Raw genomic sequence first — 24,583 nt, 5'->3', positions numbered from 1 at the left:
GGTATCCGGCGTTATGTCTCGGTAGATGGTGGTATGGCGGATAATATCCGCCCCGCTCTTTATGGATCTAAACAGGAGGCGGTGATTGCCAATAAAATGCGAGAGGAAGATACAGAAAAGGTTACTATCTCCGGCAAGTTCTGCGAGTCCGGGGACATTCTCATCAGTGATATCATTTTGCCTCCGGTTTCCGCCGGTGATATTATCGCGGTGCCGGACTGTGGAGCTTATTGCTTACCGGAAGCGATGAATTACAATGGCTCGTTTAAGCCGGCGGTAGTTCTGGCCGGGGGGGGGAAAGCGAGGCTTATCCGACGCCGGGAAACCCTTGAGGACCTGATACGGACGGACCTGGTTTAGATAAGGACAGGAAATTTTAGATTGTGGCAGATAATCGGGCAGGGCAGGGCGGTCTCTTTGCTGCAGCGCAGTCTGGAGACGGGCTCTCTGGCTCATGCTTACCTCTTTGTCGGCCCCACCCACGCGGGCAAGATGACACTGGCGCTGAACCTGGCTCAGGCGTTGAACTGCCCGGCGGAGGAGGTTCCCTGCGGCCAGTGTGTCGCCTGTCAGAAAATAGTTTCAGGCAGGCATGCTGATGTCCAGATTATCGGTCTGAGTCAGGACAAGATCTCATCTGAGACCACCCGTAAGGAAATCGGCATTGACCGGATTAGGGAAATCCAGCATGTAGCCAGCTTACCACCCTTTGAAGGCCGTCACAAGGTATTTATTATTGATGGCGCCGAGTTCCTCTCCACGGAAGCGGCTAACTGCCTGCTGAAGACTCTGGAGGAGCCGGCGGATAAGGTGGTATTCATGCTGTTGACGGCCAATGAGCGGTTTCTCCCGGCCACGGTTGTTTCCCGTTGCCAGCGGGTTGAATTACCGCCCATGGCGGTTGGTGAGGTTGAGGCGGCTCTCGTTCAGGGCCGGGGGGTTGAAGCCCAGCAGGCCAGGCTTCTGGCCAGACTCTCCCGGGGGTGTCCGGGATGGGCGGTATCGGCGCTTGACGGGGCTTTACTTCAGCGGCGGACTGAGCATTTGGACGAGTTGATTGATGTGCTCGGCGCTGATTGCGAGGAGCGTTTTGCTTTCGCTGATAAACTGGTAACCATTTTTAATCAGGACCGGGAGTTGGCGCAGGAACGTTTGAACCTGTGGCTTGGCTGGTGGCGTGATTTATTGCTGGTTAAAGCGGGCTGCCCTGATGATATTGTAAATGTCGACCGGTCAGCCGTGCTGGCTGATATATCTGGAGGTTACAGTCTGGGACAAATTAAGGCTTTCGTGGAAAATATTCAGGCGGCAGGGGAGCAACTCAGGCAAAATGCCAACCCGCGGTTGGCGCTGGAAGTATTAATGCTCAACATACCGGAAGTGAAGGAGTGTCTTGAGGGCAGCCAGGCTGCTTGATTTGAGGTGATTTATGGCTGAGATTGTTGGAGTACGATTCAAGAAGACAGGTAAAGTCTATTATTTTGACCCGGCGGGTATTGATCTTGCGGTGAATGATTACGTAGTGGTCGAGACCGCCCGCGGGCCGGAGTTCGGACAGGTAGTTATTATCCCAGGTCAGGTGCTAGCCAGTGAAGCGGAGAAGCCATCAAAGTCCGTGGTGCGCAAGGCAAACCCTGAAGATATTGAACGCGCCCGGGAATTGGAGGCCAAGGAAAGAGAAGCTCTGGCCGAGTGCGCTAAACTTGTCAGTAAATTTAACCTGCCGATGAAGCTGCTGTCGGCTGAATATAGCCTTGACGGCAAGCGTCTTACCTTTTACTTCGGCGCTGCGGAGAGAGTTGATTTTCGGGATCTGGTCCGTGAGTTAGCCAATCGTTTGAAGGTGAGGGTGGAGCTGCGTCAGACAGGGCCGAGGGATGAAGCCAAACTGATAGGCGGCTGCGGCCGGTGCGGTCGTCAGCTATGCTGCGCCGGCTTCCTGAGCGAGTTTGCCCCGGTTTCCATCAGGATGGCTAAAGACCAGGGTCTGCCCCTCAACCCGATGAAAATATCGGGCTGTTGCGGTCGTTTGATGTGTTGCCTGGGTTATGAGAGTGATTACTACCGTGAAATGAAGGGCAGGTTACCTAAAAACGGTCAAATGGTTGCCACGGCTTCAGGCGAAGCCAAGGTAGTGGGCAATAATCCGCTCAAGGAAACGGTTATGGTGGAATTGGAGAACCAGGCGATTGTGGAATTACCGCTCAGCGAGATTAGCGTTATCGATGAACGGAAACATGAGCAGGGCAAGGTCAGCAAATAGCCTCCAGATACCGTCCTTCAACGAAGAGAGGATACTCGAGGCACAGGGCTACCGCTATATCGCCGGTATTGACGAAGTAGGTCGTGGCGCTCTGGCCGGGCCGGTGCTGGCGGCTGCCGTTATCCTGCCTCGAAACATGCGTAATCCGTGGGTGAAACTGGTCAGAGACAGCAAGATGTTGACGCCGGCAAAGCGAGAGGTATTGTCTGGTCACCTCCATAGAGCAGCGGTAGCCATCGGCGTCGGTGCCGCCAGCCTTGAAATAATTGATACACGGGGTATCGTCAGGGCAACGCAGCTGGCGATGAAACGGGCGGTAGAGCACCTGGCGACACCTCCGGAAGCTTTGCTCATCGACTACGTGCGTCTTCCCGGTGTGGAATTGCCTCAAAAAGGGGTGGTTGACGGGGATAGCCTCTGTATTTCTATTGCCTGCGCCTCTATTATTGCCAAGGTGACGCGTGACCGGCTGATGCGGAAGCTTGACCGGGTTTATCCCGGTTATGGACTGGCCCGCCATAAAGGTTATGGCACTGAGGAGCACCTTGCCTGCCTCTGCCGCCTGGGAGCATCTCCGGTACACCGCCGTTCCTTCCGGCCGGTCAGGGATATGATAATCGAATGAAGCGCAGGAATACCGGTATTCTGGGAGAAAAACTGGCCGGCGCTTTCCTCGAAAAACGCGGGTATCATGTTCTGGAAACCAATTACCGTTGCCCCCATGGTGAAATTGATATCGTTGCCCGTCAAAAAGATTTCCTGGTCTTTATTGAGGTCAGAACCAAAACCAGCCTCGGGATGGGCAGCCCGGAAGAATCAATCACACCGGCGAAGCAGGCAAAAATGAGAGCTACCGCTTTTCACTATTGGCAGACCCATGACAACCTGCCACAGCTCTGGCGCATTGATTTTGTGGCGGTGGAGCTGGATCGCCAGGGAAAACCGTCCCGCATTGAGATTATCGAAAATGCGGTGGGCGAGGATTGAACGTTACTGAATACTTCTGTAAGAATCTTGTATTCGGTTTTTACTGGTGATGTCATTGTGAGCCGGAGGCGAAGCAACTGTCTTGTTTGGGAAGGGTATCCCCCACCTCTCAGATTGCCACGGCGCGGAGTTTACACTGAGCGAAGTGAACGTGCTCCTCGTCATGACAAATAAAACCCAACCAAATGCATCTTTGAAACCGCACATGTTGACGGTTGAAGTCGTAAATTGTAAGATGTTACTATTGCTAAAATAGTGTGTAAATAGCTGATTTTGCTCTATCATTTTCCTTGACAGATAAAGTATTGCTGGCTAAAATTGAGACGGGGTTGTTGGCCGGCAGGGAGCAGATTAATAAGTAGCCAAGGAGGTTAAAGACCAAGTGACTGGTGTGGTTGCGGGTAATAACGAAAACTTTGAGAGCTTGCTCAAGCGGTTTAACCGGAGGGTGCAACAGTCCGGAATCTTGTCGGAAATACGGCACCGTGAGTACTTTGAGAAACCCAGTGTCAAACGGAAGCGCAAAGAAGCCGCCAGAAAGCGTAAAGCGACCCGGGTATCTTTCCGGTAACATCAGGTTAGCTGCGGAATAGTCTAAAGTGGAAGCAGGCTTAAAAGAGCGGATAAATAGCGATCTCAAGCGGGCGATGAAGGACGGAGATACAGTGAGCCGTTCGATTCTCCGTCTGGTTCTGGCTGCAGTTCAGAACGCTGAAATTGCACGGAGAGCACCTCTGGAAGATGGCGATATCCTCGGTATTATCGCCAAAGAAGTCAGACAGCACCAGGAAAGCATTGAAGCCTTCAAACAGGGTAACCGTCAGGACCTGGTGGATAAGGAAGAGGCGGAGATGGCTATCCTGGAAAGGTATTTGCCCCGGCAATTAACACGGGAGGAGCTTATCACTGAAGCCCGTCAAGTTATTGAGGAGGTAGGAGCACAGGGACCGAGAGATAAGGGGAAGGTTATGTCCAGGCTTATTGCTCAGCTTAAAGGCAAAGCGGATGGTCGTGAGATAAATACTGTAGTGACTGAACTGCTTAACAAATAGCGTTGATATGCTGAAATATCATCGGGATATCAGCAGGTCGTTTTTATGTATGAGAGGGGCGTTTTTAGCCCCTTTAGTTGTCTATTGTCCATTGGTTGGTATGCTGGATGCTTAGAGTGGAAGTTTGCCTGAAGAGTAACCTGCCGGATGCCAGGGGACAAGGACTGGCCAGGGACATCCATGACCTGGCAATAACCTCGGTCTCCGATGTGCGCGTTAACGACATCTACTGGCTGGACGCGGAGCTGACAGATGATGAACTGCAGGTGATGTGCCAGCATCTCCTGGCTGACCCGGTGACCCAGGAATACCGTTACCGGTCGGATTTCACCGTTGGGGGAGAAACCAATAATAAGCACCATGCTATTGAGGTCACTTATAATGCCGGGGTCACTGATCCGGTCGAGGCTACCATACTCAAGGCGATCCGTGATTTGGGGATTGACGGTGTCCGGGCGGTTAAGACCGCCCGGCGCTACATGATCCAGGGAAGTCCGGACGAAGGCCAACTGGAAGTTATCTGCAGCCGGCTTCTGGTCAATCCGGTTATCCAGCACGTGGTAAAACCGGGAGAAATCATATTTCCGAAAAATCCTCAGTACCAGTTCCGCTTAACTCAGGTAGACTTTCCGGGACTGGATGATAACGGGTTTCTTGCGCTCAGACGGCAATTCGGTTTTACAGATGCGGAACTTAGAGCCATTATCACTTATTTCCAGGAACAGAAGCGTAATCCCATTGATGTTGAACTGGAAACGCTGGCGCAGACCTGGTCTGAGCACTGTGTCCACAAGACATTCAAAGCTAAAATCTCTATTGATGGAACAACTATTGATAACCTGCTCAAGAGCACCATCGCCAGGGCAACCGGGGAGCTTGGCAAATCATGGTGTCTTTCCGTATTTGAGGATAATGCCGGAGTAATTGATTTTGATGGTCACTGGGCGCTCTGTTTTAAAGTGGAGACTCATAACCATCCGTCGGCCGTTGAGCCGTACGGAGGGGCTTCAACCGGCATCGGGGGGGTGGTGCGTGACCCGCTGGGTACCGGGCTGGGTGCCAAGCCGGTACTGAATACCGATGTATTTTGTTTCGCTCCTCCTGATTATCCCTATGAGAAACTGCCACCTGGGGTTTTACATCCCCGGCGTATTTTTAAGGGAGTTCGGGCGGGAGTGGCTGACTACGGTAACCGCCTGGGAATACCTACTCTTAACGGGGCGATACTCTTTGACGACAGGTATGTCGCCAACCCGCTGGTCTTCTGCGGAACCATGGGACTGCTACCGGTAAAGCTGGCGCGAAAAGGACTCCAAAAGCCCGGCGACCTGGTGGTCGTGGTTGGCGGCAGGACCGGGCGTGACGGCATACACGGCGTGACCTTTGCCTCGGAACAGCTTACCGAGGAATCAAGCGTCGTTTCTTACACCTCGGTACAGATTGGCAATCCTATCGTCGAGAAGAGACTTATCGATGTCCTGCTGCAAGCCAGAGACCTTGGACTGTACCGCCGGATAACCGATTGTGGTGGTGGCGGGCTTTCCTCAGCAGTGGGGGAGATGGCGGAAGAAACCGGAGTACGTGTTTACCTGGACAGGGTACCGCTGAAGTATGCCGGGTTGTCCTATTCGGAGATATGGGTCTCCGAATCTCAGGAACGGATGGTGCTGGCGGTGCCGCCGGAACATATTGCCGAATTAACCGGACTCTTCGCCAGTGAGGGCGCTGAGGCAGCCGTTATCGGAGAGTTCACTGATGACCGGAGATTGCAGCTTTTCTACCATGGGGAACTGGTCTGTGACCTGAGCATGGAGTTCCTGCACCATGGCCTGCCCCAGGTGGAGAAGGAGGCGGTATGGCAGCCGCGGCGCTATCCTGAGCCTGATTTCCCCGTTTCTCCGGATTTGACCGGCGACTTGCTTTCCATCCTGGGCGCCTGGAACGTTTGCAGCAAGGAATGGGTGATACGTCAGTACGACCATGAAGTGCAGGGAGGCAGCGTGCTCAAACCCCTGGTGGGTAAGAATAATGACGGACCCGGCGATGCTGCTATTATCAGGCCGGTGCTCGATTCGGCAATGGGTGCAATCGTGGCCAGCGGTATAAATTCCAGGTATGGCGATATTGACCCTTATTGGATGGCAGCTTCGGCAATTGATGAAGCGCTGAGGCAAATAATCGCCGTTGGCGGTAATCTGCGGAAGGTAGCCCTGCTGGATAATTTCAGCTGGGGCAATACTGACCGGCCGGAGATGCTGGGGGCTTTAGTTCGTGCTGCCCGGGCGTGCTACGATATGGCGATTGTCTATGAGACGCCCTTTATTTCCGGCAAAGACAGTCTTTACAATGAGTTTGAATTTCAGGGTGAGACTATTTCTATTCCGCATACCTTACTCATCTCGGCTATCAGCGTTATGGAGGATACCGGGCGGGCTATATCAATGGACTTCAAGCAAGCCGGTGACCTGGTCTATATTGTGGGTATGACCCGGAATGAGCTGGGCGGTTCGGAATACTTCAAGAATCATGGTTTCACCGGTAATAATGTGCCCAGAGTAGACCCGCGGCGTGCCCGGGAACTGATGGACAGACTGAGTATGGCTACCGGAGCTGGCCTGGTCAGGGCCTGTCATGATTGCAGTGAGGGCGGCATCGGGGTGGCTATCGCGGAGATGGCTTTTGCCGGAGGACTGGGCGCCGTCATCCACCTCAAAGCAGTGCCGCTCGGTGAGCGTTTCGACCGGGATGACTTTATTCTTTTTTCGGAATCGAACAGCCGCTTCCTGGTTGAGGTGTCCCTGGAGAATAAAGACAAGTTTGAAGAGATAATGAGTGGCGTCAGCCTGAAGGCTATCGGACAGGTTACCGATTCTGAAGTACTGGAAATATACGGTTTACGAGGAGAAAAAGTTGTCAGCGCTTCCCTCGGCGAGCTAAAGGATTCCTGGCAGAAACCACTAAAGTGGTAAGGTCTGAAAATGGCAAAGGTAAAAGTACTGGTAGTACGTGCCCCGGGGGCAAACTGCGATGCGGAGACAGCGTTTGCCTTCCAGCAGGCGGGGGCAGCCGCTTCCCTGGTGCATATTAACCGCCTGATCCACGGTGAGGAGCGGTTGGCTGACTATCAGATAATGGTTATCCCCGGCGGGTTTACTTATGGTGACGATGTCGCCGCCGGGAAGGTGCTGGCGAATGAGCTAAAGCTGAAGCTTGGTGATGACGTGCGGAGGTTTGTTGAGGAAGGTATGCTTGTTATGGGCATCTGTAACGGCTTTCAGGCGCTGGTCAAAGCCGGTTTTCTGCCTGAACTATCGGCTGAGACCATGCCGCAGGTGACCTTGGCCACCAATGATTCGGGTAAGTTCGAGTGTCGCTGGGTATATCTGGGGGTGAACCGCCAAAGCCCCTGCGTATTTACCCGGGACATGGATAGCCTGTACCTGCCGGTAGCCCACGGTGAAGGTAAGCTGGTGGCTCTTCCCGGCGCTTTATTATATGCGAATGTAGTTCTTTACTACACGGATGAGCGGGGGAATAGCAACGTGGGTTATCCGCATAATCCTAATGGTTCATCGGGAAACGTTGCCGGTATCTGCGATAGTTCGGGGCGTATCTTTGGCTTGATGCCGCATCCTGAGCGTCACATTCGCGGTACTCAGCACCCGCGGTGGACCAGGTTAAGTCCCCGGGAGCATGGAGACGGTTTCCAGGTTTTCCGGAACGCCGTGGAATGGATAGAAAGACTGTGAGCATGGCATAGCGCGTTTTGGTATCGAAATTCTTTTATTCTTGATTACGGGCGCGCCTGTACATTGACAAATAATACTTAAGCTGTATACTTTTAAGTAAGAGGTATACAATGCCGAATTGTCCTAACTGTGGTCAAACGACGGAGAGGACCGGGGATTGGGCTTGCCCCTGGTGTGGTTACCCGTTGCTGGCTAAATCCTATAAGAGGATACCGAAGACCTACCGGCAGTTGAGAGAAGAAAGACCTGAAAGCCGGAGGCCGCAGGTTCATGGTGAGGTTAACGAGGTCTTACCCGAGGATGAGGTCACGGCGGTAACCCCGGAACCGGAAGCTGAACCAGTCGTGGAACCTGAGGTTGAGTTTTCCCCGGAACCTGGGCCGGAGGCAGCGGGAGAGCCTGAAGAGGTCGCCGGGGCTGAGGTTGTTACTTCTGAGGCAGAACCGGTTGCCGGAACTGTACTTGAACCAGCCTCGGAGCCGGAGGCAGCGGTAGAGCCTGAAGTTGAGCCGGACATAGAACCTGAGCCAGTCGCTGAAGCTGGACCGGCGGTCACGGCTATGGATATAACCGTCGAAGAGCTGGTCTCGGCTTATGAGACGGAAGGGACAGCGGCTGACGCCAGATTCGCCGGTAAGGTGCTTAACATAACGGGAGTAGTCGATAGAGTAGAAGTCAAGTCCGCAATCGACGTTTATTATATTAACCTTGGCAGCGCGGAGAGGGATCTGGGGCAGGGAGTCCGCTGCGTATTTAGCGGGCAGAACGGGATTGCCCTGGCCAAACTGGACATAGGTCAAAAAGTGACCGTGCAGGGTAGATATGATGGTTCGATAATGGATATTGCCTTGAGAAACTGTATTCTGCTTCGCCAGTAGATCCCTCTGATATACTGCCTTTGCTTTAACTTGATAAAAGCCCTTTGCTACTTGTGGTGCACCGCAAATAACGTTATTATATGCCCTTCGCCCCATTCCGGCCCAGTATCAGGTACGGGACAAGATTTGTCTGCATGGTTATCGGGCATACTGACGAAGCGTTAGAAACACTGCACTGGATGTTATATCGGGTTCCCGCAGAACCTTCCCCTCAATCAAGATAACCAAGTTCACCTGTCCGGTATCTAACTGGCTGCCCGGACTATAATTGACAGAGCTTGAGTGATATAATTGGGTAAAGGCACATAACCGGAGATAGCCATGATTGAGGCAATGCTCTACCAGAAATTGCCGGATTCCAGAGTCCAGTGTCATATCTGCCAGTGGAATTGCCGTATAGCTCCGGACAAATATGGCGTCTGCGGCATGTACCAGAACAAAGGTGGGATTCTATATAACCTGAGCTATGCTGTGGTCTCGTCGATGGCGGCTGACCCGGTAGAGAAGAAGCCGTTATTTCACTTCTTCCCCGGCAGCCTGGTTTTTTCCTTGGGCAGCATCGGCTGTAACTTCCACTGCAAACACTGCCAGAACTGGGAAATCTCTACGGTTGATAATCGGACAGGGTGGCGGGGCTGTCAGGAGATGCAGCCTCAGGAAGTCGTGGAAATGGCAAAACGTTACCGGTGTCGGGGCATCGCCTGGACGTATAATGAACCCAGCATCTGGTTCGAATATACACTGGATTCCGCCAGGCTGGCCAAGGAAAATGACCTCTATACCGTTTACGTCACCAACGGTTACCTGACTGCCGGGGCGATGGATGAGATTGGGCCTTATCTCGATGCCTGGCGTGTTGATATTAAAGGCTTTTCCGATGCCTTGTATCGTGACCTGGCCAGGGTGCCGCACTGGCGGGAGATACTTGATGTCACCATTCGGGCTAAAGTCAAGTGGCAGATGCACGTTGAAGTGGTGACCAATATCATCCCCACTCTGAACGATGATGACCCGCAGCTTGAGGGTATTGCTCACTGGATACGGGATGAGCTGGGCGAGCTGACACCGTGGCATGTCACCAGGTTCTATCCCTATCATAAGCTTACTCATCTGCCTCCAACCCCCTTATCAACTCTGGAGCACGCCTGTGAAATCGGGCGGAAAGCCGGCCTTAAATTTATCTACACCGGTAATGTTCCCGGTCAGGGTAATGAAAATACCGTCTGCTATTCCTGTGGTAAACTTAACGTGGAGAGGTCAGGCTATCGTACGGAGATAGTAGGGCTGGAAGATTCAAAATGCCGGTTCTGCGGAGCGGATCTCAATTTCAGAGGCAATTAGCTGAAGGCAGGTTGCGATGGTCAGGAACGCGGTAGTTGCCGGACAGTTTTATCCGGAGTCACCGGAACAGCTCAGGTCGCTGATTCAGGGGATGGTTGATGAAGCGGCGGTGAAGGAGGAGGTGATCGGGGCGCTCTCTCCTCATGCCGGCTATGTCTACTCGGGGCCGGTGACAGGCGCCGTTATCTCCAGGATCAAATTCAAGGACACCTTTATCATTATCGGCCCCAGTCATACCGGCAAGGGGAAGCCATTTAGTATCATGACCGAGGGTGCCTGGAAGACGCCCCTGGGCGATGTGGAAATTGATTCGGATCTGGGTAAACAGATTCTGGCTTCGTCCAGATACCTGAATGAAGACCATCTGGCCCATCAATATGAGCACTCCATTGAGGTACAGCTCCCGTTCTTGCAGTATTACAGGCCGGACATCAAGTTTGTGCCCATTATCCTTTCTTATGCCGGTGGGACTGTTTATCAGGAAATCGGCAGGGAGATAGCCAGAGCGGTCAAGGAATCGGGTAAAGAAGTGGTAATTATCGCCTCCAGTGATATGACCCACTACGAATCGCAGAAATCGGCGCGGCGGAAGGACACGGCGGCGATAGAAGCCATGCTTGATTTGAACGAGGACGAACTGCTCAAGCGAGTCCAGGAACTGGATATATCAATGTGCGGTTACGCTCCGGCGGTAAGCCTTATCTCCGCGGTTAAGGAACTGGGAGCGGGCAGGGCGGAACTGGTAAGATACCAGACCAGCGGCGATACCACCGGTGATTATTCCAGCGTGGTGGGTTACGCCGGAGTAATCATGATAGCGATGTCTCCGCTGGCAAGACTGGCTAAAGAGACGGTGGAGTCCTATATCCGTGAAGGTAAGACCCTCCGCCTCAAAGAGCTTACTCCCGAGATGAAGGAGAGGGCCGGAGTTTTTGTTTCCATTCACAAATCCGGCGAATTACGGGGCTGCATCGGTACCTTCGAGCCGGCCATGAAAAATGTGGCTGAGGAAATAATAGCTAACGCCATCAGCTCGGCAACCAGAGACCCTCGCTTCCCGCCCGTCTCCCCTGCTGAGCTTAGAGACCTTGACTACAGTGTAGACGTGCTGACTGATCTCGAGCCGGTTGATAGCCAGGAGCAGCTTGACCCTGAGAAGTACGGCGTCATTGTCGAATGCGGCTACCGGCGCGGCCTGCTTCTCCCCGACCTTGAAGGGGTGGAGAGCGCCGGGCACCAGATTGATATCTGCTGCCAGAAAGCGGGAATAAAGCCTGGTGAGCCGGTCAAGCTCTACCGCTTTGAGGTCAAGAGGTATAAATAGGGACACAGGGGGTGAGGATGGAAAAATTACTAAAACAAAGGAGGTTTAGATGATAAAAGAGTTGATAGTACAGAACCGGACCTGCCGCAGGTTTTACCAGGATACCCCGGTTGAACTTGAGACGCTGCATGAACTTGTTGAACTGGCCAGGCTCTCGGCGTCGGCGGCTAACAAGCAGCCTCTGAAATACGTTCTATCCTGTGAACCGAAAAAGAACGCTGTGGTATTTTCCTACCTCGGCTGGGCGGCGCAGTTCAAGGACTGGCCCGGCCCCGTGGAAGGGGAACGGCCGTCAGGCTATATCATCATGCTTCTTGATACGGAGATAAGCAAGGACGTTAACTGTGACCACGGCATCGCCGGACAGAGCATTCTGCTGGGCGCCCGGGAGAAGGGACTGGCGGGCTGTATGCACGCCTCGGTAAATAGAAAAGCCCTAAGTAAGGCGTTGGAGATACCGCCGCGCTATGAGATACTGCTGGTGCTATCCCTGGGTAAGCCTAAAGAGGTGGTGGTGATTGATACTATTGAGCCCGGCGGCGACTACCAGTACTGGCGTGACGGTGAAGGCATGCACCACGTACCCAAGCGGCGGCTGGAGGATATCATCATCGGCTAGTGGTCTGGTGGATGCTGGCCGAATGAAGACGGATGATGGCAAGAGCGCCCGGCAACCGTACGCTAACCCTATCTGATGAAGAGCGGGGGATTTATCGTCGCAGCTTGTTGAAGGTGGGGGGGGCGTTATCACCGGAGCAGGTGCTCAACCGCGTTATTAATCAGGATATTTTCGAGGTAATCGACTTCCTGCCTTCGGGATTTGTCGACCTTCTTTTTGTTGACCCGCCATATAACCTGTCCAAAACTTTCGGTGGCGCTTCTTTTAAGCAAAGGTCAGTGCCGCAATACATGGACTGGATGGATACCTGGCTGGCAAGCATGGTAAGGCTGCTCAAGCCCACCGCCTCGATATATATTTGCGGGGACTGGCGTTCTTCGTCGGCCATTCAGTCGCTTTGTGAACGCTATTTTGTGGTCAGAAACAGGATTACCTTTGAAAGGGATAAGGGGCGAGGAGCCAGGAACGACTGGAAAAACAACTCTGAGGATATCTGGTTTTGCACGGTATCTGACCGCTATTTTTTTAACGCCGAGGCAGTAAAGCTGAAGAAAGCGGTTATCGCTCCGTACCGGAAGGATGGCGCGCCCAAAGATTGGACTGATGGAAAAGATGGAAAGCATCGCTTGACCTACCCGTCAAATCTGTGGACTGATATTACAGTCCCGTTCTGGTCAATGCCGGAGAACACCCCCCACCCGACTCAGAAACCGGAGAAGCTGCTGGCCAAGATCGTTCTGGCCAGCTCCCGGGCAGGGGACGTTGTTTTTGACCCTTTCGGGGGGGTGGGGACGTCCGCCGTGGTCGCCAGGAAGCTGGGCAGGAATTTTGTGGCAGTGGAAGTGCATGAAGAATATTGTCTTTATGGGCAGAAGAGACTGGCGATAGCAGAGCGGGACCCTGTAATCCAGGGATACGCTGACGGCGTCTTCTGGGAGAGAAACTCGTTTAAGCGAAGTAATGGGGGGAAGCGGTGCGTGTCACGAGAGAGCCGGAAGCGTTACCCATCCAATGACATATAAGAGACATTAATCCTCAGCGGCATCAGGACGAACTTCAGGGATGGACTGGAATTTTCGTAATATATGCCCCTACTGTCTACCAGGCCATCCGCCGTCTGATTACCACCCAGCTGGCCAGCCCGATAAGGATTACCGCGGCAATGATACCAATGATGAGCCACCATGGGGTTGAAGGGTTAACAGGCGCCAGCGCTTTCACGGTAAAGGCGCCGGACAGATTATCAATAGCCACAGTATAAGTCCCGGCGGCAGCCCTCCTGGCGGCGAAGGAGACCACCTGACTGGCGCCGCCGGCAAGGGTTACGCTCCTGGTTTCTTCAGTCGCATTATTTATCTTCAGGGCTAACTGGTAGCTCTCAGTGAGCCCACCGGTATTGGTGACGGTGACCCTGATAGTCACGGTTTCGCCACTGCTCACTTCAGCGGGAGATACAGACAGACCACTGGTGGTGAAGGCAGCCGGAACAGAGGGCCCTGACGGCGCTCTAACGGTAAAGGTATCGGACAGACTGTCAATAGCTACAGTATAGGGCCCGGCGGCGTCCCTGTTGGCAGTGAAAGAAACCACCTGACTGGCGCCGCCGGCCAGGGTTACGCTCTTGGTATCTTCGACCACATTATTTATCTTCAGGGATAACTGATAGCTCTCAGTGAGTCCACCGGTATTGGTCACCGTGATCTTGATGGTTACGGCTTCACCGCTGTTCACCTCGGCGGGGGATACGGTCAACCCGCTGGTAGTGAAGGCAGCCGGGATGGAAGACACTGGCTGCATGGCAAGAATGGCGAAGGGGGTGAAGTGGCTTACCGGCGCCGAAATTGTGTGGGTTGCCGTGTTGATAACAGCACCATCGAGTATTACCCACTCACCGGTAGCTTGATTCCACCAGGCAATGGCCAGGTCTTCTTCACTAACTCCTGCCGGTATATCAGCCGGGTTATAGGTGAGAGAAAGTGTAATCGGTGGGTCAAAGGTAGCCCCGTCCGGTCCGAGGTCATAGGTTGAGCCAACGAAATTGGCGTTAGACGGTGGTCCCGGTGGGTCTACGATGATGGTTATGCTTAGCTGTGTCAGGCGGTTACCTGCCTGAGTCCTGCCGATAGTGCCAGTTGTGATGTTCAGATTTGCGTTACCGTTAGACGATTGGGCAGTAACAGTCCGTGTGAAGACCCCGGTATCGGAGGTAACGCTTGATATATTGGTAACCCCCGGTGTCACCACTATCACCGAAACACCGCCACCGCCACTACTGTCACCATCATCATCGTCTTCTTCTTCGGAGATTGTGAACTGGCTGCTGGTCTGAGTAAAGGTCTGGCTATCCTGTGCCGTAATCTTGGCATCGACCTTGTAGCCGCCCTCCGGCCAGTTTGAAGGTGGTGTCCAGTTGATGTCATAAGTTATTGAAGTGGTGCCTGTCCCGGTGGAATATCCGTAGCCTCCGACTACCGCAAATGTGTAACCGGCGCCTTGCCATTCAACATAGCCAGCGCCGGAGGTGAAGTATTCCCACATAGAATCAGGGGTAGCCTTGATCAACGCGGTGGTGCCGGTTCCGCTGGAGGCATAGCTGCCATAACCTGTTGACCCCAGGGCCAAATCGGTATACTGGTCATAATATGTGGCGGAATTGGCGGTATTATAGATTTTTAAATCAATGTTCTGTATGGGCAGAAGTTCACTATCCGCAATGCTGATTTTTACCTTGAAGGAATAGGTGCTGCCGAGGGTTCCACTTGACGGGAAAGTTGGAAAACTGATATCCAGCGCCTTGACCGGCAGGGGCGAAGAGAACCAAAGCGATGCGGCCACAGTGCCGACCAGTGTTACAGCCAGCGCTGCCCTGGCGAATTTCTTGAAACTTATTGAACGCGCTTTCCCCTGCTTAACGGAGGAGCTTGCTTTATGAATGCTTCTTGACCTGAGGAGTTGCAGGGTCTCCTGGTTTTTCAGCATCTGGGCGATATCATCGGGGATCTTGCCCGCTAATAGCATTAACTCATCAGCATCAGCCTTTAAGGCCTCGGCCAGCCTCAGAACTACCTTTTCACTGGGGGGAGGCAACGTGCCACCCTCAATCTTGCTCAGGTAAGTGAAATCAACCCCGACCAGGTCAGCAAGCTCCCTCTGGCTAAAGCCAGCCTGCTTCCGTAGTTCTTTTAGTCTCTCGCCGAAATCTCTATTTTTCATAATAATAAATAATAATTACACAACGTCTTGCGGGCAATATACAGTATGTTGAGTAAAAAGTCAAGGCTTTTTTGCATTATTATTTTATACTGGTAAAAATGTTGAGTAAAAAGTCAACCGGGCTACTTAAGACGGTAGACATTCGGAGCTACTTCTATCAGGTCAGGATTATTGCTGCTATAGACTACATTCCCCTTCATTCCTTCATAAACACGGGTATAGATGAGAGTGATCTCGTTTTCTCTCAGGAACCCCGAATCACTGCTCCCATCACGGATAAAAGAATAAGCTTCCTTATCTTTAGCGAAAGGGGCCATGTGTATTCGGGTGTAGATATGCTTTCCGGTTAGAGCGGTGAAAGCGGTCGCCTTCCACGGGTCGAGCAATGCTATCTTGCCGTTGTCCTCAATATTTTCGTTAATCCAGACGAAGGTCTGGAAGTCCTCTTTATCAATCATATAATAGTAAGGAGTAGCCAGGCGTCCGGGGATAACTGCCAGCAATATTATGATGATAAGCGCCAGGGACAAGAGTCCACCCAGGTATTGATTAAGGTAGCGAGTAATGGAGGGTGATTTGAGCCAGGCACTTAACCTTTCCGGCAACTTAAGGTGCCTGATCCCCGTCAGTCCGGCCCCGGCGATAATGCTGGCTATCAAAAGCATATACATCAATCCCCGCTCGTACATTATGGATACACCGTAATTGAACGTGAAAAATGTTACCAGCATCAGGAGCAGTGCCAGCAATCCCAGTATCAGGCCGTAGTCCGCGCGCTTTCCGCGCATTGCCAGGTAGAAAGCGCCCAGCAGGCAAAATGCTATGGGTAGATAGCCATAGACAATAAAGAGCTGGGGTAGCTGGACGAACTCCGTATGAGGCTGAGCGTTAAATAAGCTTCTGGCCGTGGGCAGGAGCAGCTCAAAGATCCAGGGGAAAGTTACCAGGAAAGGAAGGGAAAGCGCCAGAGCTAACCCCAGGCTGTGCTTGAAGTTACCCTTTAGATTGAGTAGGATATAGGGAGTAAGCACAATAATCGGACTGATTGCTGAGGGAGCGTGTATCGCTAGCAGAAAAGAGATAAGGATAAAAAGTACCAGATAAGACCGGATGGTTCTAAAGTTAAATGCGACGAAGAGGATGAGAGGGGTAAAAAGCAGTCCCATAGATACCGGAACCAGGAAAGCGGGACCCAGTATCCCTACTGTGGTCGGTATCAGGCAGGCGAAGAAGGCGGCTTCCAGTCCAAATCCTTCCCGCCGGGCTAAAATATAGACGGAAAGCACGGTAATCATAAAAATAATGCCCGGGAAGTACCTGAAGATGCTCATCCAGGAGAGACCGCTCAACTGCTGGAATACGCCCCAGAACATCTGGAAGCTGGCTTCCAGATTGGAACTTAGACTTACTACTGACTGTCCGAAGAAAGGGTCGATGATGGTAATGCTGCCTTCCTCAATAATGGCACTGGAGCGGGCCAGATGGACCCATTCATCAACGTGGAGCGGATAGGGATAGTTTTGGTGCGGAATAAAGGCAATATAGAAAGCCAGACCGAGTACGGGCAGCAGCAACAGGTAATCGAGTCGAAGAATTCCGCGGTCATTATCGAATAATTTCATTTCTTTTCCGGGCTAAACTGGATAGAGAGGCAGACAGGTCATGGAATGGCTAGCTCCAATCAGGGGACTCATCGAACTTGTTTTTCCTTTCCTCGAACGCTTGCCTGCTATCAGAGTAGCCATAGCTTTCCTGCTGGTGTTCTTTTTACCGGGACTGTCCTGGACTGGCGTTTTATTCCGGCAGATAAATATCATCGAAAGAGTGGCGCTCTCTTTTGGCTTATCGATAGCTATCGTCACCCTCAGTATCCTTTTCGCTAACAGACTCTTTGATACCGGAATCTCCGGGTTTAACTCCTTGATGGTCATCTTGACGGTTACTATTGTACCCGCAGTCGTCTATTATCTCAATAGGCTTATCGGAGGAAGGAAAGAAAGCGAAGAGTAGTATGACAGGGCGCGCATAAGTAATCATGACAGTGAAGAGATATGATGTAGTCGTCATCGGTGGCGGGCCGGTAGGTAGCCAGGTGGCTTATCAACTGGCTAAAATGGGACACAGCATTGCGGTACTGGAGCGAAAAAAGAGCCTGGCCGAACCGGTCTGCTGTACCGGTATTATCAGTCAGGAATGTGCCAGCGCCTTTGCCATCAGTGAGAGCGTTATTTTGCGGCGGGTCAATAGCGCCCGAATATTTTCGTCTTCAGGGCAAATGCTCCGTCTATGGAGACCTGAACCACAAGCCTGTATCGTGGATCGGCCGGCCTTTAACGCGGCATTAGCCAGCCGGGCACAGAGCGCCGGGGCGGAATATGTTCTGGACGCTCTGGTTAATGACCTGGAAGTCGGCAGTCATGGTGTCAGCATCGAGATAGCTTCTCAGGAGGAAGCCAGACTTTTTGAAGCGAGGGCAGCGGTTATTGCTACGGGCTTTGCTTCAAAGCTGATTGAAAAACTGGGACTGGGTAAGATCAATGATTTTGTTATGGGAACTCAAGCTGAGGTAGAAACGATAGGAGTGGATGAAATAGAGGTCTATATGGGGAAGCAGATAGCGCCGGATTTTTTCGCCTGGCTGGTGCCAACTTCACCGGGCAGGGCTTGGGCAGGACTACTAACCCGGCGCGCTCCCGGGGACTATTTGAGAAAGTTCATGTCCTTCCTGTTAGACCGGGGGAAGATAGCTTCAGGCAAAACCGCACTTAGTTACGGCGGGATTCCGGTAAAACCACTGGCGAAGAGCTATGGCCACCGTCTGATAATTGCCGGCACCGCCGCCGGGCAGATAAAACCGACCACAGGCGGCGGCATCTACTACGGGCTGTTATGCGCTGATATCGCCGCCAATAATTTGCACCGGGCATTGGAAAGCGGTAACCTGTCCGCCGGAAATCTAGCCAGATATGAAACAGACTGGAAAAGAAAACTTGGGCAGGAATTAAGGACGGGTTACCGGGCACGGAAGTTTTACGAGCGGCTGAGTGATATTCAAGTTGACCATATATTTGATATAATGAGAATGAACGGTATTGTGGAGACCTTATTGAAGGAAGATGATTTATCCTTTGATTGGCATGGCGGGGCAGTATCAAGACTGTTAAGACATCAGGCATTATCCACAGCCTTTAAGATAATGAAACTTCCATTTTTACCGGAAAGAAAGAACTAACAGATCAGGCACGCTTGAGGAGGTATCTACAAGGATGAGCAGTCAGGAATTAAGTTTGGGTGACGCAGCCGGTCAATATTTAGTCGGGCTACCCCCCGAAAAGAGGGGGCCATGCCAGCCGGATATATATCGCTTTGTCCGCTGGTTCGGAGAGAAACGGCCTTGTTCCGGCCTGACGCCGGCTGAGGTAGCCAACTATGCGCAGCGGTTATCGGCATCGGATACTGATTATCTGAGAAGGCTGGAAGTGATAAAGGCTTTCTTAATATCCGCCAGGAAAAAGGAATGGAGCAAGGTCAATCTGGCTGTACACCTCAAGGCCCGGAAAGAAAGAAGCAGACGCCGGATTTCTTCGAAACAAGGTACAGCGATACAAGCAAACAATATCCTTCTTACTGCTCAAGGATACCATGACATGGAAAGCGAGCTGGAGACGCTACGCAATAAGAGTTCTGAACTTATTGACGAGATACGCAGAGCCGCTGCCGATAAAGACTTCCGGGAAAATGTGCCTCTACAAGCTGCCAGAGAGCAGCGCGGCCTTTTGGAAGGACGAATTATTGAACTGGAAGCAACCTTAAAGTCGGCGGCGATTATTGACAAGACGCAGTCTACTACACGCAAGGTAAGCGTCGGGGACAGTATCGTTATTTGCGACCTGAGTTCCGGGGAAGAGGTGTGCTATACGCTGGTCAGCACGGGAGAAGTAAATCCTGCCAAAAGCAAGATATCCCATGTCTCCCCAATAGGTAAGGCTCTGATTAATAGAGATGAAGGGGAAATAGTGGAAGTAGTTGCCCCCGCCGGTAGGGCGCGTTACCAGATAAAGAAGATTGAACGCTAGCCTGATTGACGGTATCTGTTCGCGGACTGCGGACGCTTAACATAATCCTGGGCGGCCGTAATCACAAAAGCCGTATACAGTCACTGAACCATCATTTTATGATATACTGATAATAAATATATCAGGTATACAGCGGTATTGCATCTTGATAAAATTACCGGACCGGAAGGAGATGACGATGACGACCGAACAGGATAGAACCCTCGACGCCGTTAAGACTGCGATACAGATGGAGATAGACGGCAAAGAATTCTATCTTAAGTCCAGCCGGGAGAGCCGGAACGAACTGGGCAAGGAATTGTTCAAGTCACTGGCGGCTGAAGAGGATATCCACCGGCAGAAGTTCGTTGAAGTGTATGAGGCTCTGCGCAGTGAGAATAACTGGCCGGTAATTATACTGCAACCTGAGGCCGGCAAGGGGCTGAGAACCTTATTTTCCAGGGCAGCCGAGGAGCTTGGCTCAAGCATAAAGGCAGCAGCTACCGAGTTGGATGCTATCCAGACAGCGATGAATATGGAAAACAAATCCTATGATTTCTACAAGAGCCGGGAGGAGAAGGCCAGTTACGAAATAGAGAAAAGCTTCTATCAGAGTATCGCGGCTCAGGAGAGTCGTCATTATCTGATCCTGCTCGATTATTACGAGTATCTCAAAGACCCAGCAGAATGGTTCGTCAAGAAAGAACACCCGTCACTGGATGGCGGCTAACAAGCGGTAGAGTTACAGGAAAACGAAGAAAGTGATGTCGTTTGGATGAATACTAAAGCTCTACACAAGTTAGGTTACGGGATGTACATCGTGGGGAGCCGGAAAGGTGACCGGCTCAATGCCCAGGTTGCCAATACCGTATTCCAGATAACCTCCGAGCCGCCGACTATCGCCGTAAGCATCAATAAAGACAATCTGACCCACGAATTTATCAAGGCCAGCCGGGTCTTTTCCGCCTCCGTGCTCTGTGAGGATACCCCCCTCTCATTCATCGGCCGCTTTGGCTTCAAGTCGGGACGGGATATCAACAAACTGGAGGATATCGATTATAAGATAGGAGTCACTCAGGCTCCGGTAATCCTCGATAGTGCCGTCGCCTACCTGGAGGCAAGAGTAATCCAGGAAGTGGACGTCGGCTCACATACCATTTTTATCGGTGAACTCGTTGATGCTGATATTGTCATGGACAAAGCCTGCATGACTTATGATTATTATCATCAGATTAAACGAGGCAGCACTCCCAGGTCTGCCCCCAGCTATGTTGAGGAGAAAAAAGTAATGACACCTGAAATGGTCAAATACGAGTGTACTGTGTGTGGTTATATTTATGACCCTGAGCTGGGAGACCCTGATTCCGGCATTAAACCGGGGACCCTTTTTGAAGCATTACCAGACAACTGGGTATGTCCTGTTTGTGGAGCCAGTAAAGACCAGTTTAAGAGACTGGGATAGATAAAGAATCACGAATTTGATACATTATGACTCTGTTAAACGGTAGCTTCACATTCTATTAGGAGTAGGCTTAACAATATACATAAAGGGGGAAACAAATGCTGAAAATAGCGGCCAAAACCAAGTTGAATCCTGAAGATGCGATTAAGAGGGCGGTAGATTTCTTCGGCCCCAAGGGTTACGGACTGAAGGTCAAGCAGCAGAACCCTGATTGTGCTTCCTTTGAGGGCGGGGGGGGGGGTGTTGAAATCTCTACCTGCGTTGAGAAAGGCGTAACCTCTGTTGAGCTGGAATCACGGGAATGGGATAACCAGGTCAAAGAATTTATCACCAAGATTCACTGACCGCATATAAGTAGTCTGCTCAGTAAAAACGGAACTGGCGCCGGCTGGACAAAGAAAAAACCTGGTGGTATTATGGAGTTTAGCTTAATCCCCTTAAGCCACCTGAATTGTGTCATGGCCGTAAATCAGTAATTGGAGGTATAGAAGATGGCAAACCAGAAAAAGGGAGCAGCCACCAAGGTATCAGCAGCATTACTGGATTTATTAAACCAGGCGATAGCCAGGGAACTACAGGTTGTCATACAGTATATGTGGCAGCATGTTCAGTGGGGTGGAGTCAAGGGGTTTGCGGTGCAGGGCGCCCTGAAGTCAACGTCCATAGCGGAAATGAAACACGCTGAATCTATTGCCGAAAGGCTTTTTTATCTTGGTGGGGTACCAACAACCAAACCGACCCCGATCTTCGTTGGTGATACCCTTAAAGAAATGATAGAGAAAAACGTACAGGACGAGGAAGGCGCGATTACACTCTACAAACAAATTATAGAATTAGCCCGAAAAGAGGGCGACGAAACCACCAACAGGTTGTTCAGGGAGATATTACAGGAGGAAGAAGAACACCACGACCTATTTATATCCCTGCTCGAAGAGATCTAAACCTCAAGACAGGGTTAAATACAGGATTAGTTATCATCCCGCCTCAAGCATTTACCTGTAGTAACTTTCGCTTTGAGGCGGGTTCTTCTTTATGGGGGAGGTATTCTCTATCAGGCCGGCTCCCCGTCAAATCACTCTCCAGTCATTGGTGTAAACGTTCATCTTTCTGCCTCTGACGGAGCCAACCATGGTGATGCCCAGGCTATCAGATACCTTCACCCCTAGGCTGGTCGGTGCTGATATCGAGATAATGATAGGGATAACTCTCTTGGCTACTTTGTTCAGTATCTCTGAGGATATCCGTCCGCTGGTGATTACTATCCGGTTATCGGTAGGTATATCTTCCAGGAAACACTGCCCAAAAATCTTATCAATCGCGTTATGCCGGCCGATGTCCTCACCGAACACCAGTATATTTTTCGTATCGCAGAGAGCGGCGCTATGAACGCCATGGGTGGCCAGATAAAGCTGAGAGCCGTGCTGGAACTCGTTTACCAGGGCAAATATTTCATCGGCTGATATTTTTAGCTGCGATTCGACTTTTGGTATGGCAGCGTCGACGGCGCGGAAGAAGGTGGTACCGGCGCCGCAACCGGAGGTCAACATTCGTTTTGAGAGGACTTCCTGGGTGAAACCCTTATCCTCTGTGGTCTCAATGCGGACCAGTCCTCTCCGCTCATCAACCAGCAGCTTTTTGATTTCGTCCTTACTGTCCAGTAATCCCTCCGAGTAGAGGAAGCCGACAGCCAGCGCTTTAAGGTTCGCGGGAGAGCAAAGTATGGTCACCAGTTCCTGGTTGTTCAGGATAATGGTCAGCGCCGATTCCCGGGCAACCGTCTCCTCGACGCTGGTTCTATTGCTGTCTTCTCTGCTAAGTCGAACTATTGAGAATTTCTCGACCGCATTCTCAATCTCAATCACTGTCAGCTCTCCTTATCTCATCTCCGGCCCTGACGGAGCCACCGCGGATAACCCTGGTAAATACCCCTTCCTTGGGCATGATACACTTGCCTACCTGGCGGAAGATAGCACAGCCGGTGTGGCAGTCCTTACCAATCTGGGTAACCTCCAGAAGTACTTCTTCACCGACGCTGACCTCAGCGCCAACTGGTAATGAGACCAGGTCGATGCCTTCAGTAGTCAGGTTTTCGGCAAAATCACCGGGGTGGACATCAAAGCCCATCTCTCTCATTTTAGCGATGCTTTCAAGGGCAATCAGGCTTACCTGGCGATGGCTGGAACTATCGGCATGAGCATCACCCACCATACCGTAGGCTTCTTTAATAATACCCTCGGGTATTGGCTCTTTTCTGATACCCACTTTTTCGCTCTGGCAAACGGCGATTATTCTGGCCATGCTACTATCTCCCTGCTTTTTCTATCCTACCACTACATAATACCATATCTCCCTGATACAGAACCACCGTCTGCCCGGGGGTGATTGCCCTCTGAGGGGCTTCAAATTTAAGGTGAATCCGGCCTGCGGCCATCGTTTGTACCAGTGCCGTTGCTCCCATGTGCCGGTATCTTATCCTGGCCTTAACCTCAACGGGTTGCTCTAATTTTTCGACGGCTATCCAGTTTACCTCCGAGGCAACAAGCTCGTCCTGATATAACCCCTCTCTACTTCCCACAATGACGGCATTTTCCCCCTGGTCAATACCGGTCACATAAAGCGGTTCCCCGGCGGAGATGCCCAGTTTCTTACGCTGGCCAATGGTATAAAAGGGAATCCCCCGGTGCTCACCGAGGATATTTCCACGGTCATCCATTATCGGCCCCGGTAGCATGGCTCCCATCAGGGCAGAATAGTCCCCGGCGATAAAATCCTGGCTTTCCGCCTTAGCGCCAACGGCTAATCCGAACTTGTCGGCCATCTTTCTTACTTCCCCCTTGGTATAATCGCCGACGGGAAAGAGAGCGCGGCTCAACTGTTCCTGGGATAAGGATGATATAAAGTAAGACTGGTCTTTGTCCCGGTCCCGGGCTTTTTTCAGTAGGTAACGCTGTTTCAGCTCGTCATATTCTACCCGGGCGTAATGACCGGTAGCGAAGTAATCAAACTCAATACCGGCCTGACGGGCTTTTCTCGCCAGGATATCAAACTTGATCTGACGGTTGCATCTGACGCAGGGATTTGGGGTTCTCCCGGATAGATACTCGCCGCAAAAGTAGTCCAGGACTTTATCCTTGTATTCCTGCTTTAAGTCAAAGACGTGGAAATCAATCCCCAGAATCCGGGCGACATCGCGGGCATCCTCAATATCCTCTTCTTCACCCGACCCGTAACAGGCATGGCGCTTGCTCCCGGCAGAGGCCTCTCCATCCCAGATTTGCATGGTGACGCCGCTGACCTGATAGCCCTGCTCCTTGAGCAGGGCGGCAGCCACGGATGAATCCACCCCCCCGCTCATCGCCACGGCTACTTTGGTTTTATCATTAACGCTGCGCAATAGATTATATCCTCTAAATAAAATTATGGTATTTGATAGAATAGGTTCCAAGCATAATCTTGACTTGTTCTGACAATGACATAATAACAGATTGTTTATGGCTTTGTCAGTATTATGGAAGTCACGAACTTTAGTGAGATTCTAGGAGTGTGTCTGAGTAATAGTTTCGGGGCGAGATAGCGGGTATAATTAGGGCAAGACTATTTTAAGGAGGTGCCTGTGAGCAAGACTTTTCGCCCCTATGAA

At 51.7% G+C, this 24,583-nt stretch carries 26 protein-coding genes and 1 pseudogene; 22 read left to right on the top strand and 5 right to left on the bottom strand.

Going from position 1 to position 24,583, the window contains the following annotated elements; genetic code table 11:
• The 14 genes from Q8Q07_07720 to Q8Q07_07655 all read left to right on the top strand — a co-directional run.
• A partial coding sequence (locus tag Q8Q07_07720; protein ID MDP3880172.1) for a diaminopimelate decarboxylase occupies positions 1-360 on the top strand: 360 nt, incomplete at its 5' end.
• Between the two features lie 21 nt (positions 361-381).
• Entirely contained in the window at positions 382-1,416 is a 1,035-nt protein-coding gene (locus Q8Q07_07715) for a DNA polymerase III subunit delta' C-terminal domain-containing protein (GenBank protein ID MDP3880171.1), read from the top strand.
• Between the two features lie 13 nt (positions 1,417-1,429).
• Positions 1,430-2,263, top strand: a complete 834-nt coding sequence (locus Q8Q07_07710) for a stage 0 sporulation family protein (protein ID MDP3880170.1) — start codon at positions 1,430-1,432, stop codon at positions 2,261-2,263.
• Positions 2,238-2,888 (top strand): ribonuclease HII, encoded by a 651-nt coding sequence (locus Q8Q07_07705; protein MDP3880169.1) that lies wholly within the window; start codon positions 2,238-2,240, stop codon positions 2,886-2,888. Before Q8Q07_07710 ends, Q8Q07_07705 begins: the two co-directional genes overlap by 26 nt.
• Positions 2,885-3,250, top strand: a complete 366-nt coding sequence (locus Q8Q07_07700) for a YraN family protein (protein MDP3880168.1) — start codon at positions 2,885-2,887, stop codon at positions 3,248-3,250. Before Q8Q07_07705 ends, Q8Q07_07700 begins: the two co-directional genes overlap by 4 nt.
• Before the next feature lie 382 nt (positions 3,251-3,632).
• Entirely contained in the window at positions 3,633-3,821 is a 189-nt protein-coding gene (gene rpsU / locus Q8Q07_07695; GenBank protein MDP3880167.1) for a 30S ribosomal protein S21, read from the top strand.
• Between the two features lie 28 nt (positions 3,822-3,849).
• Complete coding sequence (locus Q8Q07_07690; protein ID MDP3880166.1) at positions 3,850-4,302, top strand: GatB/YqeY domain-containing protein; 453 nt, start codon at positions 3,850-3,852, stop codon at positions 4,300-4,302.
• Positions 4,303-4,409: 107 nt separating this feature from the next.
• Complete coding sequence (gene purL / locus Q8Q07_07685; protein ID MDP3880165.1) at positions 4,410-7,271, top strand: phosphoribosylformylglycinamidine synthase subunit PurL; 2,862 nt, start codon at positions 4,410-4,412, stop codon at positions 7,269-7,271.
• A gap of 9 nt (positions 7,272-7,280) precedes the next feature.
• Positions 7,281-8,051 (top strand): phosphoribosylformylglycinamidine synthase I, encoded by a 771-nt coding sequence (gene purQ / locus Q8Q07_07680; protein ID MDP3880164.1) that lies wholly within the window; start codon positions 7,281-7,283, stop codon positions 8,049-8,051.
• A 110-nt stretch (positions 8,052-8,161) separates the two neighbouring features.
• Positions 8,162-8,929, top strand: coding sequence for a hypothetical protein (locus tag Q8Q07_07675; GenBank protein ID MDP3880163.1), 768 nt, complete (start codon positions 8,162-8,164; stop codon positions 8,927-8,929).
• 321 nt (positions 8,930-9,250) lie between these two features.
• Positions 9,251-10,270 carry an AmmeMemoRadiSam system radical SAM enzyme gene (gene amrS, locus Q8Q07_07670; GenBank protein MDP3880162.1) on the top strand — a complete coding sequence of 340 codons (1,020 nt, stop codon included), beginning with the start codon at positions 9,251-9,253 and terminating at the stop codon, positions 10,268-10,270.
• A gap of 16 nt (positions 10,271-10,286) precedes the next feature.
• Positions 10,287-11,594: an AmmeMemoRadiSam system protein B gene (gene amrB, locus Q8Q07_07665; GenBank protein ID MDP3880161.1), complete on the top strand. Its 1,308-nt coding sequence runs from the start codon at positions 10,287-10,289 to the stop codon at positions 11,592-11,594.
• A gap of 49 nt (positions 11,595-11,643) precedes the next feature.
• On the top strand, positions 11,644-12,213 hold the full coding sequence (locus tag Q8Q07_07660; GenBank protein ID MDP3880160.1) for a nitroreductase family protein: 570 nt from the start codon (positions 11,644-11,646) through the stop codon (positions 12,211-12,213).
• A 32-nt stretch (positions 12,214-12,245) separates the two neighbouring features.
• Complete coding sequence (locus Q8Q07_07655; GenBank protein MDP3880159.1) at positions 12,246-13,235, top strand: DNA methyltransferase; 990 nt, start codon at positions 12,246-12,248, stop codon at positions 13,233-13,235.
• 76 nt (positions 13,236-13,311) lie between these two features.
• Here the strand turns inward: Q8Q07_07655 and Q8Q07_07650 are convergent, their stop codons facing one another.
• A complete protein-coding gene (locus tag Q8Q07_07650; GenBank protein ID MDP3880158.1) occupies positions 13,312-15,426 on the bottom strand; it encodes a helix-turn-helix domain-containing protein in 2,115 nt (704 codons plus the stop codon).
• Between the two features lie 122 nt (positions 15,427-15,548).
• Positions 15,549-17,048, bottom strand: a complete 1,500-nt coding sequence (locus tag Q8Q07_07645; GenBank protein MDP3880157.1) for a hypothetical protein — start codon at positions 17,046-17,048, stop codon at positions 15,549-15,551.
• Positions 17,049-17,088: 40 nt separating this feature from the next.
• On the opposite strand from Q8Q07_07645, the gene Q8Q07_07640 reads away from it, so the two are divergent.
• The 8 genes and pseudogenes from Q8Q07_07640 to Q8Q07_07605 all read left to right on the top strand — a co-directional run bounded on the left by Q8Q07_07640 (position 17,089) and on the right by Q8Q07_07605 (position 21,884).
• A complete protein-coding gene (locus Q8Q07_07640) occupies positions 17,089-17,436 on the top strand; it encodes a DUF1616 domain-containing protein (GenBank protein MDP3880156.1) in 348 nt (115 codons plus the stop codon).
• Positions 17,437-17,461: 25 nt separating this feature from the next.
• Positions 17,462-18,658, top strand: a complete 1,197-nt coding sequence (locus Q8Q07_07635) for an NAD(P)/FAD-dependent oxidoreductase (protein ID MDP3880155.1) — start codon at positions 17,462-17,464, stop codon at positions 18,656-18,658.
• 34 nt (positions 18,659-18,692) lie between these two features.
• A complete protein-coding gene (gene greA / locus Q8Q07_07630) occupies positions 18,693-19,502 on the top strand; it encodes a transcription elongation factor GreA (protein ID MDP3880154.1) in 810 nt (269 codons plus the stop codon).
• A gap of 178 nt (positions 19,503-19,680) precedes the next feature.
• On the top strand, positions 19,681-20,211 hold the full coding sequence (locus Q8Q07_07625; GenBank protein MDP3880153.1) for a ferritin family protein: 531 nt from the start codon (positions 19,681-19,683) through the stop codon (positions 20,209-20,211).
• A gap of 81 nt (positions 20,212-20,292) precedes the next feature.
• Positions 20,293-20,667 (top strand): annotated as a pseudogene (locus Q8Q07_07620) (flavin reductase family protein).
• A 114-nt stretch (positions 20,668-20,781) separates the two neighbouring features.
• Positions 20,782-20,943, top strand: coding sequence for a rubredoxin (locus Q8Q07_07615; GenBank protein ID MDP3880152.1), 162 nt, complete (start codon positions 20,782-20,784; stop codon positions 20,941-20,943).
• Between the two features lie 98 nt (positions 20,944-21,041).
• The gene (locus Q8Q07_07610; protein MDP3880151.1) at positions 21,042-21,287 is read left to right on the top strand and encodes a hypothetical protein; all 246 of its coding nucleotides are present in this window, start codon (positions 21,042-21,044) and stop codon (positions 21,285-21,287) included.
• A gap of 147 nt (positions 21,288-21,434) precedes the next feature.
• A complete protein-coding gene (locus tag Q8Q07_07605; GenBank protein ID MDP3880150.1) occupies positions 21,435-21,884 on the top strand; it encodes a ferritin-like domain-containing protein in 450 nt (149 codons plus the stop codon).
• A gap of 126 nt (positions 21,885-22,010) precedes the next feature.
• Here Q8Q07_07605 and fdhD read toward each other — a convergent pair whose 3' ends face one another.
• Genes fdhD through mnmA form a run of 3 tightly spaced genes read right to left on the bottom strand, consistent with a single transcriptional unit; the run spans position 22,011 to position 24,337 of the window.
• A complete protein-coding gene (fdhD, locus tag Q8Q07_07600) occupies positions 22,011-22,805 on the bottom strand; it encodes a formate dehydrogenase accessory sulfurtransferase FdhD (protein ID MDP3880149.1) in 795 nt (264 codons plus the stop codon).
• Positions 22,798-23,241: an MOSC domain-containing protein gene (locus tag Q8Q07_07595; GenBank protein ID MDP3880148.1), complete on the bottom strand. Its 444-nt coding sequence runs from the start codon at positions 23,239-23,241 to the stop codon at positions 22,798-22,800. The genes fdhD and Q8Q07_07595 overlap by 8 nt, the downstream gene beginning before the upstream one ends.
• A 4-nt stretch (positions 23,242-23,245) precedes the next feature.
• Positions 23,246-24,337 carry a tRNA 2-thiouridine(34) synthase MnmA gene (gene mnmA, locus Q8Q07_07590; protein MDP3880147.1) on the bottom strand — a complete coding sequence of 364 codons (1,092 nt, stop codon included), beginning with the start codon at positions 24,335-24,337 and terminating at the stop codon, positions 23,246-23,248.
• Positions 24,338-24,583 lie beyond the last annotated feature (246 nt).

It is taken from the genome of Dehalococcoidales bacterium, assembly GCA_030698765.1.
Taxonomy (GTDB): domain Bacteria; phylum Chloroflexota; class Dehalococcoidia; order Dehalococcoidales; family UBA2162; genus JAUYMF01.
This window is presented reverse-complemented; position numbering and strand designations above follow the sequence as displayed.